Origin of the sequence: Paeniglutamicibacter sp., from assembly GCF_046714615.1 — a bacterium.
Taxonomy (GTDB): Bacteria; Actinomycetota; Actinomycetes; order Actinomycetales; family Micrococcaceae; genus Paeniglutamicibacter.
The window spans coordinates 1-10987 of sequence record NZ_JBKKAP010000107.1 but is presented as its reverse complement, the minus strand read 5'-3'; the positions used below and the strand labels follow the sequence as shown (position 1 = coordinate 10987).

Sequence of the window (10987 nt, the reverse complement as noted above, 5' to 3'; positions counted from 1 at the left end):
ATCGACCCCAAGATCCTGGCCCTGCCCGGGCCGGCATGGATCAACCAACCTACAGAAACCGCCGAAAAAGAAGCAGCCTAACGGCTGTCTAACTCACCGTGGTACCGCTTGACTTGAAAAATTCCGGACGCGCATGTCTACTGCATTATCAACACCGTATTCACATGGAATGCATTGGCGACTCCTTCGCGTCAAACCGGCTACGCGGCACCAAGGACAAAGTCTGGCCAGGCAGCCAGCGCATTCCCAACGTCATTCGTCCCGTCCCAGGCGGACCGCAAGTGACGGAAATTGTGCCATGACGTTGAAAAAGTGGAACAGCCGAAAATCTAGCACAACGACTGGACTCAATCGGCCAGTGCACCGATGCTTCGAGCCTTGGAAGGGTGGTCACTTCCATTGGCCGTTCGGCCATCAAGTCGCAAGGGCCCACCCATAATTTCCCAATCGCAGCGGTTCGTTGGCCGATGCTTTCGCATTGCGGCCGCTCGTTCGTGGAACGGAGCCCGGAGGATCGACCAGTGCTGGAAACGCCACTTTGAGTCTTGAACTACGGCGGTTTGATTCGATGCGATTCCCACCAGGTGAGCCGAGCCAGGGTAGCTCTCCATATCAGTGATGACCTCTCACGTGGGTCATTGATCGGCGGCGACTGGCCAGTCCTCAGCGGTGGCCTCAAGTAGAACGCCGCTCAATAATTCAGGCGATCCGTAAATAGGGGCATGGATGGGCTTGCCATCGCGATGCCGGTCCGGGGTTGCAAGTCCGGGGCGGACTCGCAGGCAGGTATCAGGCATAAGGTGGCCGCACTCTGCCTTACGTCGTGTGGTGTCGTGTCGTGTCGTGGAGATCAGTAGCCCAGGGGCTTGCGTCAATCGTGCGGATGCCGGGAAAAAGTCCCTGGGCGCCAGCGCACTCCCGGATTCAGGCGCGGACGGGCATCGGGTTACTCGGCGTTGGGCAGTCCGCTCAATATCGACGAGCCCTCAATCGGGCGTTTGCTGTCCAACGGCCAGATCACGTCGGACACCTTGCCAATGACGCGCTTGGTGACGATCATGCCGCCACCGGGTGCTCCCAACAGTGCACGCGAGTCCTCGGACACCGAGCGGTGGTCCCCCATGACCCACAGTCGCCCCTCGGGAATCTGCACATCGAAATCCATGTCGCTCGCTTTGTCCCCGGCAAAGACATAGGGCTCTTCGACGGGGACGCCATTGACGCTCAGGCGCCCATCGGGGCCGCAGCAGCTGACGGTGTCGCCGCCGACGCCGATGACGCGCTTGACGTACACCGCGTCGCTGCCGGCCAGGCGAAGTGCCCAGGCAAGTGAATCCAGGGCGTTGGGTCGCTCGTAAGGCAGGAACGAGCCACGGCCATCGAAGATGACTACATCCCCGCGTTGAATCTCGGCATCCTTGTAGGCAAGCCGGTTCACCAGCAGTCCCTCACCCGGGTTCAATGTGGATTCCATGGAAGTGGAACCGATGTAAAAGAAGTCAACGACGGTGGCGCGAACGCCAAGAGTGATCACCGCCGCCGCAGCAAGCGCGCCAACGACAAAGCGCCAGCCCCTCGAAGGGGACCGGCGCTTTGTCGAAGCGGAAAAACGTTCCGATTCAGTAGATCGATCCACGATGGATCCCCATCCACGCCACCCGATGGGCGGCATGGATGAAGGCTCTCGTTTTTCTGGCTACTTGGAGGGCCGGAAGTCGCGCTTTTCGCGGATCTTCGCTGCCTTGCCGTGGCGATCGCGCATGTAGAACAGCTTCGCACGGCGAACGTCGCCGCGAGATACCAGTTCGACCTTATCCAGGACCGGGGAGTGTACCGGGAACATACGCTCTACGCCGACGCCGAAGGAGACCTTGCGAACGGTGAAGGTTTCGCGAACGCCGTCACCCTGGCGACCAAGGACGAAGCCCTGGAAGACCTGGACACGGGAGTTCTTGCCTTCGATGATGTTTACGTGAACCTTGACGGTGTCACCGGCGCGGAAGTCCGGGACATCGCTACGCAGCGAAGCTGAGTCGACAGAGTCGAGAATACGCATGAATGTATCTCCTAGGCAGACGCCGCAGGTCACCTACCTTAGACACGGACCGTAATTGTTCCGCAAGACGCACAAATGCGTCGAGGGAAAAGATGTGGCGGTCCGAAGCTTAGTACCCCGATCCGTTTGCGGATCGGGGTGAGGTCCAACTGTTGACTCGTTCCCCCTGCGGCAGGAGCAGAACCCAGTAGACCCAAGAATCCATTTTGCCACACTCCGGGCCCTGGCGCGAAGTCCCGGGAAGGCCGGGGGCATGCGCAAGAGGGATTCGGCCCCTGGTTGTCCTGTCCCGTCGATGCCATGGCCGAATCGACCCCGTTCCAACCGGGGCGAGTCGGGCCCAAATCCCCCGCCAACATGGCCGCGGCTCCCGAAAAAACCCGGAAATCAGCAGGAACCGGCCTCGAAGCCATGACGGTTCGCCGTCGCGCGCCGATCAGGCTGGATCCGGGACGCGGAACCGGGTGCAACGCTCCGGTGTTCATGGTCACAATCGATGCGGCGTTGAAACATGTGATAGTTTCACTTACGACCACACGGGGGCCCTTGCAGGGGCTGAGATCGAGCTGACGCAGCTTGCGACCGTTGAACCTGTCCGGGTAATGCCGGCGAAGGAAGTGAGTACTCCTTGAGCAACACCATTTCAATGCACAGCCCTGTCCAAAACGCTGCGGAGCCAGCCGAGACACAGTCCCTGAAGTCCCATTCCCTGGCCTACCTCGAGGACACCGATTCGGGGATCCGGGTCCCGGTCACCGAAATCGCCCTGGAACCCTCCCCCGGAGGAAAGGACAACGCCCCGCTGCAGGTCTACCGCACGGCAGGCCCTGGAAGCGACCCGGTGGTTGGGCTGCCCGCATTCCGCAACACATGGATCGAGGAGCGCTCGGACACCGAGACGTATGCCGGACGCGAAAGGAACCTGCTCGACGACGGGAAGTCCGCGGTCCGCCGCGGCAAGGCATCGGCCGAATGGAAGGGAAGCCGTCCAATCCCCCGACGCGCACATGCCGGAAAGCGCGTCACGCAGATGCACTATGCCCGGGCCGGCGTCATCACCCCCGAGATGCGCTTCGTTGCCCTGCGCGAGAACTGCGACGTGGAACTGGTGCGCAGCGAGGTAGCTGCGGGTCGGGCCATCATCCCGGTCAACATCAACCACCCCGAGTCCGAGCCGATGATCATCGGCAAGGCCTTCCTGGTGAAGATCAACGCGAACATCGGCAACTCGGCTGTCACCAGCTCCATCGCCGAGGAAGTGGACAAGCTGCAGTGGGCCACCCAATGGGGCGCCGACACCGTGATGGACCTGTCCACCGGCGATGACATCCACACCACCCGCGAATGGCTGATCCGCAACGCCCCGGTCCCCATCGGCACCGTGCCGATCTACCAGGCACTGGAAAAGGTCAACGGCGAGGCCAACGCACTGACCTGGGAGATCTTCCGCGACACCGTGATCGAGCAGTGCGAGCAGGGCGTTGACTACATGACCATCCACGCAGGGGTGCTGTTGCGCTACGTGCCGCTCTCGGCCAACCGGGTGACCGGCATCGTCTCGCGCGGCGGGGCCATCATGGCCGGCTGGTGCCTGGCCCACCACCAGGAGAACTTCCTGTACACGCACTTCGACGAGCTGTGCGAGATCTTCGCCCAGTACGATGTGGCGTTCTCCCTGGGCGACGGGTTGCGCCCGGGTTCGATTGCCGACGCCAACGACGCCGCCCAGTTCGCCGAGCTGGACACCCTGGCCGAGCTCACGGCAAGGGCCTGGGAATTCGATGTGCAGGTCATGGTCGAGGGACCCGGACACATCCCCTTCCACCTGGTGCGCGAGAACGTCGAGCGCCAGCAGGAGTTGTGCAAGGGTGCACCCTTCTACACGCTCGGCCCGCTGGTCACCGACATCGCCCCGGGCTATGACCACATCACCTCGGCCATCGGTGCCACGGAGATCGCCCGCTACGGCACCGCAATGCTCTGCTACGTCACCCCCAAGGAACACCTGGGTCTGCCGAACAAGGACGACGTGAAGACCGGGGTGATCACCTACAAGATCGCCGCCCACGCAGCAGACCTGGCCAAGGGCCACCCGGGTGCTTCAGAGCGCGACGACGCGCTGTCCAAGGCGCGCTTCGAATTCCGCTGGCGCGACCAGTTCGCCCTGTCGCTGGATCCGGTCACCGCCGAATCCTTCCACGACGAGACGCTGCCTGCGGAACCGGCAAAGACCGCGCACTTCTGTTCCATGTGCGGACCGAAGTTCTGCTCCATGCGCATCAGCCAGGACATCCGCGACGAGTACGGATCTGCCGACTCGCAGGCCGCCATCGCCGAAATGGTCGGCGGAATGCGAGAAAAGAGCCAGGAGTTCCTCGCCTCCGGCGGCAAGGTCTACCTGCCCGAGCTCGAGGTTCCCGCCAAGGCCTAGCGCCAGGGCCCGCGTACGACAAAGGCTCCCCTGCCTTCCCACTTACGTGGGGGGCCGGGGAGCCTTCGCAGTTATGCGTGGTGACTAATCCTGGACGACCTGGTCCTTGGGCACGATGCGGCCATCGACAATGGCAAAGCCGTTGTGCCACAGGGTGTCGCGGTCGTGCCGGTTCAGCGCGGCGGCGTCAAGCTGCACGATCAGGTCCGGCCGGCGGATCGCGGTGCGCTCGAGCTGCTTGTTGCGGCGAAAGCGGGCGATCTTGCCGTGGTTGCCCGAGAGCAATACCTCGGGGACCTCCCGGCCCTCCCAGGTTCCGGGCTTGGTGTACACGGGGTACTCCAGCAGTCCGTCCGAGTGCGACTCCTCGATCAGCGACTCCGGGTTTCCGATGACCCCGGGAATCAGCCGGCCGATGGCCTCGACCATGGCCAGGACAGCGACCTCTCCCCCGTTGAGCACGTAGTCGCCGATGGAGACCGGGCGGACGTCGAATGCCTCGGCTGCGTGTTCCAGGACGCGCTCGTCGATACCCTCGTACCTGCCGCAGGCAAAGGCAAGGTGCTCGGCCTCGGCCAACTCATAGGCCATTTCCTGGTCGAAGACCGCGCCGGCCGGCGACGGGACGATCAGGATCGGCTTGTTCCCGGCGACCGGGGAAACCGGGGACTCGGTGGCAATCCGGTCCAGGACCGCGCCCCAGGGTTCAGGCTTCATGACCATGCCGGCGCCGCCGCCATACGGGGTGTCGTCCACGGTGCGGTGGCGGTCGTGGGTGTGGTCGCGCAGGTCGTGCACGTTCAGGTCCAGCAGCTTTTCCCGCCGGGCCTTGCCGATCAGCGACAGGTCCAGGGCAGCGAGGTACTCCGGGAAAATCGAGACAACGTCAATGCGCATCCGGCTTAGGCTTCCTCGGCAGGTGCGTCGGCGTCCGAGCCGTCTTCGCGGTTGATCTCGAACAGGCCGGCCGGCGGGGTCATCAGGATGTAGCCACCCTCGATGTTGACCTCGGGGACGATGCTCTCGACGAACGGAACGTAAACCTCGTCGCCTTCGGTCGATTTGACGACCAACAGGTCCTGGACATTTCCGGTGCGCAGCGCGGTGACCTTGCCGACGACCTTGTCGCCCACGCGTGCCTCGAGGTCCACGAGCTCGTGCTCGTACCAGCCCTCGGAATCGTCCTCGACCTCTTCGGTGTCGATGAACAGCTTGGCTCCACGCACCGTCTCCGCGGTGTTGCGGTCAAGCAACTCCTCGAAGGCCAGCAACAGGATTTCCTTGTTCCAGCGGGCCCCCTCGACGGTGAGCTTCTTGAAGGTGGGGTGCTCGACCTCGAAGACGGCACCCGGGGCAAAACGATCTTCGGGTGCGTCGGTGAGGACCTGCACCGTCACCTCTCCGCGGATACCGTGTGGCTTGCCAATGCGGGCGACCTGGAGGCGCATGCGTTTTCTCCTTGAATACAAATCGGTGGGTTGCCGGCCTTCGCCGGCAAGGGCGTGCGCTCAAGGGATTCGCATCTCTTGCAAGCACGTTTCTAGGTTCAATCTTACGTGCGACTTGGTTGTTGAAGGCCCGACGCCGCTGACGGTTGCGTCGCGCTTCGGCCTTAAAGCGCTTTGGTCCCACGATCCGTCATGGATCATGGGACCAAAGCTACACAACTAAGTGTGGTGAGGCTGGCTACCGGCGACGGTCCGTGTCGACTACGTCAACACGAATCGGTTCTTCCGCCAGCGCGGCAATCACGGTGCGCAGCGCCTTGGCGGTGCGACCCTGACGACCAATGACCCGACCGAGATCCTCGGGGTGCACACGCACCTCAAGAATGTCACCGCGACGATTCCCCTTCAACGCAACCTGTACGTCTTCAGGGGTGTCAACGATGCCACGTACCAGGTGATCCAGCGCCTCAACGAGCACTGGCTACTCAGCCTCGGTTGCTTCTGCCTCGACCTCGGCCTCGGCAGCCGGCTTCTCAGCCTTCTTGGTGATGGCCTCGGGCAGGATGACCGAGCTCTTCTCCGGAACAACGAATGCCGGCTTGGCTTCCTTGACGCGCAAGGTGCCTTCCTGGCCTTCGATGCCCTTGAACTTCTGCCAGTCACCGGTGATCTTCAAGAGAGCGGCAACCTGCTCGGTCGGCTGGGCACCGACGGAGAGCCAGTACTGAGCGCGGTCGGACTTGACCTCGATGAACGAAGGCTCTTCGGTCGGGTGGTACTTGCCGATTTCTTCAATCGCACGGCCATCGCGCTTGGAGCGCGCATCCATGACGACGATACGGTAGTAAGGGGCGCGAATCTTGCCGAAACGCTTCAGACGAATTTTAACGGCCACGGTAGTGGTCACTCCTGTTTTCTCAACATGTGCGAAGTTCTGTTTCTGCACCCGTGGGGCGGGCCATACCGCAGATCTTCAAAAGGACAGGATTCAACGCGGAGAGAGGGGCCACATCAAATCGAGTACCTGTCTATTATGCCAGAAAGTTTCGGCCTGACAGGACATGTCACGACATTTCTCGGGACCCGTGTCCGATTGCACATAAACCGGCCGCTGGACCTGCGGGAACAGGACCCCTCGACGCCCGGCGAAGAACCCGATCGTTGACATCGGATCCAGCCAACGTTCGCCACACCTGCCACGCTCCCTGCGCAGCAATCCGCCCACGAGCACGACGATTCCAGTACGACGTCCTGAAGGATAGAGCGGCCTGTACCCGCCGTTGGCGCCGACATTGGTTCTTCGGGCGGAACCTAAATAAGCCCCCGCCCTTGGTATATTCAGTTTCCGCCCGGGACATTTTCGAAGTCCAGGGATCAAGGCGAAGCAAGGGATTCGATGGCACCGGCCGACAAATGGAAGCGTGCCCAGCCCGGTGACCCGTTTTGGGAAGAGCAACGGGCAGGCCTGAGGACTGCGCACGTGGCTCCCCTCAACGAGCTGATCCGCCGGCATGGCGATGACAAGGACGGAGTCCGGCTGCCGCTTGCGGCTCCGTGGCACGGCGGGATTCATGCACCGGCCTTGATCGTACTCAACGACGCTGGCGAGCCACGAGACGAAACCACTTTCATGTGCATCAGGAACCCGGACCGGGCGGCTGACCGCCAACGCCACCTGATGACCGAATTCAACATCGACCCGGCGGACTTTTGCCACTGGAACGGCTATCCATGGCCACGCAGCGACCCCAAACGCGATATGACACCCGAGCAGTCCATCGAGGGCGGCAGGGCACTTCTGGAGGTCATGGAACTGATGACTGACCTGAAAATGCTGCTGCTCTTGGGTCGAAAGGCGCAGGACGCCGCGGACGCGGTGCTCCCGGAAATCCGTTCGGCCTTCCCCGACCTGCACATTGTGCGTTCGCTTCACCCGCTGGGTGCCAAGCGGACCGTCGACCGTGAGGAACAGAAGCGCGTCTGGGCTGGGATTGCCGGCCGCCTTCGTGAAGCCAAGCCAGGGTCTTGACGCCCCGGGCGGCGACGCCACCCGGTATCCCGGCTTCCGCGAATCCCTGGGCTGGCCACAAACAATCCAGTGACCCTTGATACGTCGAGCCGCCAGGGGTATGGGTTCGACTCCGGCGCGTGCCATGCTTGTGGTTCGACCCCCCTCGAAAGATTCGTGAGAGATAACTTCATGCCGCGCAAAATGACCGACCCCGAATTCAGGAACTCTCAGGAATCGGAGTTGTGGGCAGAACACGTTGCACCCCTCAATTCCCTGGTCCAGGACCTGCGTGCCGATTCGTCCGAAGGCACCGGAACGCTCCCGTTCATTGCACCCCTTCACGGCGGCACCGACGCCACCGTCTTGTGCCTGATGCCGGCTCCCGATGCGGCCAACCGTGCCGAGGACGGCGAGGACATCTTCTCCAGCGAGGACGACAATGCCGCAGCGGAGGCTCTGGCCACGTTGCTGGAAGAGTCTGGGATCGACGCCAAGGAAGTTGTGCTGTGGCACGCCTACCCCTGGTACCGGGCCGAGGGTTCCTCCGGGCGGTTGACGGGCGCCGAGCTGAACGCCGGCGTGGAACCCATGAGCAAGCTGCTTCGCCTGGTTCCCAATCTTCGCGCGGTCATCCTCATGGGCAAGGGCCCGGAGGAATTCTGGGCCAAGGTCGCCAAGAAGTCGCCGCAGGCGGTCACCCGCATCACGGCCATCCCCAGCTTCTCCCCCGCCCCGCTGTCGCTCAGTGGCACCGCTGCCCAACGGTCCGAGCGCATTGCCAGGCGTTCGGAGGCCATGCGAGAGGCTCGCAAGATCGTTCAGGCCCCCCGCGGTCCCGTCGGGCCCCGCCGCGAGACCATGGTCCGGGCCGAGGATCTTGGGCCTGAGCACCTGCGTCGCGTGATCGAGGTCAGCGACGGCAACCAGACCCTGCACGGCCCGCTGCTCAAGGCCTTCCAGCCGAGCCCCGAGTGGCGGGTGACGCTGACAGTGGATGTGGCCGGCCAGCGCCGCGCCCTGGGCGTCACGCCCGACACCTGGGTACGTGTCTACCGCGGCGCCGGCATCCGCTAGCCACGCGAGGTCAGTTCCCGCACACGAAAATGCCTGTCCGTGGAAGATTATTCTTCCGACGGACAGGCATTTTCATGTGTTCTCGAGGTGGCCATTTGGATCAGCCACGCCGCATGGCGGTTATTTCGATACCTTGCGTACGGGATCAAGGATCGTTTCGCCCGCGGTCTTCGTGCGCTTTTCGGCGCGCTTTTCCTTGATGGACTTTGAAGGTTTCTTCGTTTCAGCCTTACGCGGTGACTTCGACATTCTGTGCCGTCCTAGCTGGGAATGCTCGGCATTCCCAAAAGTTAGGGGAAAGTACCCCTACCGCCACACCATACGCTGTATTACTGCGAACTTGGCCGGACCTGCCGGATTCCGCTCACGGCACCATTGGAACCAAGGAAGTAGGTCACCGCTCACTCGGCAAGCCAGGCCATTGCCCCTGCCACCAGGGCGTCGATACCCACAGCCAGGGTCGGCCGGATGTGCGGGGCAAAGCGCGGTGAATGGTTCGACGGAACGTCCTCGGGCATCCTGCCGGTAGCGGCAAAGTTCTTGATCAGGCCCGGATCCGCCCCGCCGAGCAACCAATACACCAGTGGCACCCCGGCCGCCGTGGCAAGGATGCCGACGTCCTCGCTGCCTGCCACCGCACCCGGGTCGATGAGCCTGTCGGCCCCGAAGCGTGCGGCGAAGGCCGTCGTCACCCGGGCCGAGGCGTCCGGGTCATTGACGGTCAGGGGGAAATGCTCCTCCAGCGCGATCTCCGGCTCCCTGGGTGAACCGGAGGTCATGGCTTCCCCGCGCACCACCCGCTCGATGGAACTGAGCATCTTGGCCCGAACGCTCTCGTCAAAGGTCCGCACGCTCAGGCCCAGGGTGGCCTCTGCGGCGATGATGTTGTTCTTGGTGCCGGCATGGATCTGCCCGACGGTGAGCACTGCCTGGTCGCTGGCGGCAAGTTCCCGCGAGACGATGCCCTGCATGCGCATTGTGGTTGCCGCGGCCAAGAGCACCGGATCCACCGTGGTTTCCGGCCGCGAGCCGTGACCTCCTGATCCATGCAGGGTGATCTTTAGCGAATCGGCTGAGGCCATGGCCACTCCCGGGTGCAGTCCGAGCCATCCGGCGGGGAACGGCGCCACGTGCTGCCCGAGCACCACATCCGGTGCCGGAACCTTGGCGAAGAGTCCGTCGTCAACCATGGTCTGGGCCCCGTTGCCGTATTCCTCGGCGGGCTGAAAGAGCGCAACCAGCGTCCCTGACCATGAGCCGAGCTCTGCCGCCAGCTTTTCCACGGCACCGATCAGGCAGGCGACGTGCACGTCGTGGCCGCAGGCGTGCATGACGGGGACCTGTCGCTCGTCGGAATCAAGGGCGGTGGCGGTGCTGGCATAGTCCAGGCCCGTGGCCTCCAGGACCGGCAAACCGTCCATGTCGGCGCGCAGCAATACCGTGGGTCCGGGCCCGTTTTCCAGGACCCCGACGACGCCGGTGCCGCCGATGCCCGTCTGGACATCCAGTCCCAGATCCCCCAGGTGGCCTGCAACGATTCCGGCCGTGCGGTGTTCCTGAAAGGAAAGCTCGGGGTTGGCGTGCAGGTCGCGGTACAGGCTTTCGACATCAATGCTCATGGGCACGATCTTAGGACCCCAATCCCTGACATTGAATGATATTGCCGTGTCGCCTTGCGTGGGCCGGATGCTTCTGCGGCCGAAATCCTGCCGTGGCGACGCAGTCGTCCGCCGGGGAATCGGGACAGCCGCCCTTCCGATCCGTGGATTTCAGCTCACAGCGCTTATTCTTTGTCCTATGCCCCTCACCATAAGCAAGCCCCGGGCCCTGGTCCGGGCACTGCTCCCCCGGCATCCGGCCCAGGGCATCGCCCTCGGCTTTGGAACGGCCATTGCCGTCGGGACGGCCGTGCTGATGCTCCCGATGGCCAAGATCGGCCCCGGCGGCGCCGGGTTCCTCGAGGCCCT

Annotated in this window: 10 protein-coding genes and 1 riboswitch; of the genes, 3 read left to right on the top strand and 7 right to left on the bottom strand. The window is 63.2% G+C overall.

The window, feature by feature from the left end; genetic code table 11:
* Positions 1-946: 946 nt before the first annotated feature.
* Together lepB and rplS are read right to left on the bottom strand one after the other, a co-directional pair.
* Positions 947-1636: a signal peptidase I gene (gene lepB / locus ACLQ7E_RS13400; RefSeq protein ID WP_411733071.1), complete on the bottom strand. Its 690-nt coding sequence runs from the start codon at positions 1634-1636 to the stop codon at positions 947-949.
* Positions 1637-1696: 60 nt separating this feature from the next.
* Positions 1697-2056, bottom strand: coding sequence for a 50S ribosomal protein L19 (gene rplS / locus ACLQ7E_RS13395; protein ID WP_411733070.1), 360 nt, complete (start codon positions 2054-2056; stop codon positions 1697-1699).
* Positions 2057-2582: 526 nt separating this feature from the next.
* Positions 2583-2690: riboswitch (TPP riboswitch) on the top strand.
* Positions 2691-2702: 12 nt separating this feature from the next.
* Here rplS and thiC point away from each other — a divergent pair.
* Positions 2703-4487, top strand: coding sequence for a phosphomethylpyrimidine synthase ThiC (thiC, locus tag ACLQ7E_RS13390; RefSeq protein WP_411733073.1), 1785 nt, complete (start codon positions 2703-2705; stop codon positions 4485-4487).
* An 84-nt stretch (positions 4488-4571) separates the two neighbouring features.
* Here the strand turns inward: thiC and trmD are convergent, their stop codons facing one another.
* The 4 genes from trmD to rpsP form a co-directional block, all read right to left on the bottom strand.
* Positions 4572-5384 carry a tRNA (guanosine(37)-N1)-methyltransferase TrmD gene (trmD, locus tag ACLQ7E_RS13385; RefSeq protein ID WP_411733069.1) on the bottom strand — a complete coding sequence of 271 codons (813 nt, stop codon included), beginning with the start codon at positions 5382-5384 and terminating at the stop codon, positions 4572-4574.
* Positions 5385-5389: 5 nt separating this feature from the next.
* A complete protein-coding gene (gene rimM / locus ACLQ7E_RS13380; RefSeq protein WP_411733068.1) occupies positions 5390-5935 on the bottom strand; it encodes a ribosome maturation factor RimM in 546 nt (181 codons plus the stop codon).
* A gap of 238 nt (positions 5936-6173) precedes the next feature.
* Entirely contained in the window at positions 6174-6413 is a 240-nt protein-coding gene (locus tag ACLQ7E_RS13375) for an RNA-binding protein (protein WP_411733067.1), read from the bottom strand.
* Positions 6414-6416: 3 nt separating this feature from the next.
* Entirely contained in the window at positions 6417-6830 is a 414-nt protein-coding gene (rpsP, locus tag ACLQ7E_RS13370; RefSeq protein WP_411733072.1) for a 30S ribosomal protein S16, read from the bottom strand.
* Between the two features lie 585 nt (positions 6831-7415).
* Between rpsP and ACLQ7E_RS13365 the strand changes: the two genes are divergently transcribed.
* Together ACLQ7E_RS13365 and ACLQ7E_RS13360 are read left to right on the top strand one after the other, a co-directional pair.
* Entirely contained in the window at positions 7416-7964 is a 549-nt protein-coding gene (locus ACLQ7E_RS13365) for a hypothetical protein (protein ID WP_411733066.1), read from the top strand.
* A 171-nt stretch (positions 7965-8135) separates the two neighbouring features.
* Complete coding sequence (locus tag ACLQ7E_RS13360; RefSeq protein ID WP_411733065.1) at positions 8136-9020, top strand: hypothetical protein; 885 nt, start codon at positions 8136-8138, stop codon at positions 9018-9020.
* Positions 9021-9421: 401 nt separating this feature from the next.
* Here ACLQ7E_RS13360 and ACLQ7E_RS13355 read toward each other — a convergent pair whose 3' ends face one another.
* Positions 9422-10639, bottom strand: a complete 1218-nt coding sequence (locus ACLQ7E_RS13355; protein WP_411733064.1) for an amidohydrolase — start codon at positions 10637-10639, stop codon at positions 9422-9424.
* Between the last annotated feature and the right edge of the window lie 348 nt (positions 10640-10987).

Excerpts from the sequence above, each read along its gene's own strand:
- rplS (WP_411733070.1), bottom strand. The coding sequence starts at position 2,056 with ATGCGTATTCTCGACTCTGTCGACTCAGCTTCGCTGCGTAGCGATGTC.
- rimM (WP_411733068.1), bottom strand. The coding sequence starts at position 5,935 with ATGCGCCTCCAGGTCGCCCGCATTGGCAAGCCACACGGTATCCGCGGA.
- trmD (WP_411733069.1), bottom strand. The coding sequence starts at position 5,384 with ATGCGCATTGACGTTGTCTCGATTTTCCCGGAGTACCTCGCTGCCCTG.
- ACLQ7E_RS13360 (WP_411733065.1), top strand. The coding sequence starts at position 8,136 with ATGCCGCGCAAAATGACCGACCCCGAATTCAGGAACTCTCAGGAATCG.
- thiC (WP_411733073.1), top strand. The coding sequence starts at position 2,703 with ATGCACAGCCCTGTCCAAAACGCTGCGGAGCCAGCCGAGACACAGTCC.
- ACLQ7E_RS13355 (WP_411733064.1), bottom strand. The coding sequence starts at position 10,639 with ATGAGCATTGATGTCGAAAGCCTGTACCGCGACCTGCACGCCAACCCC.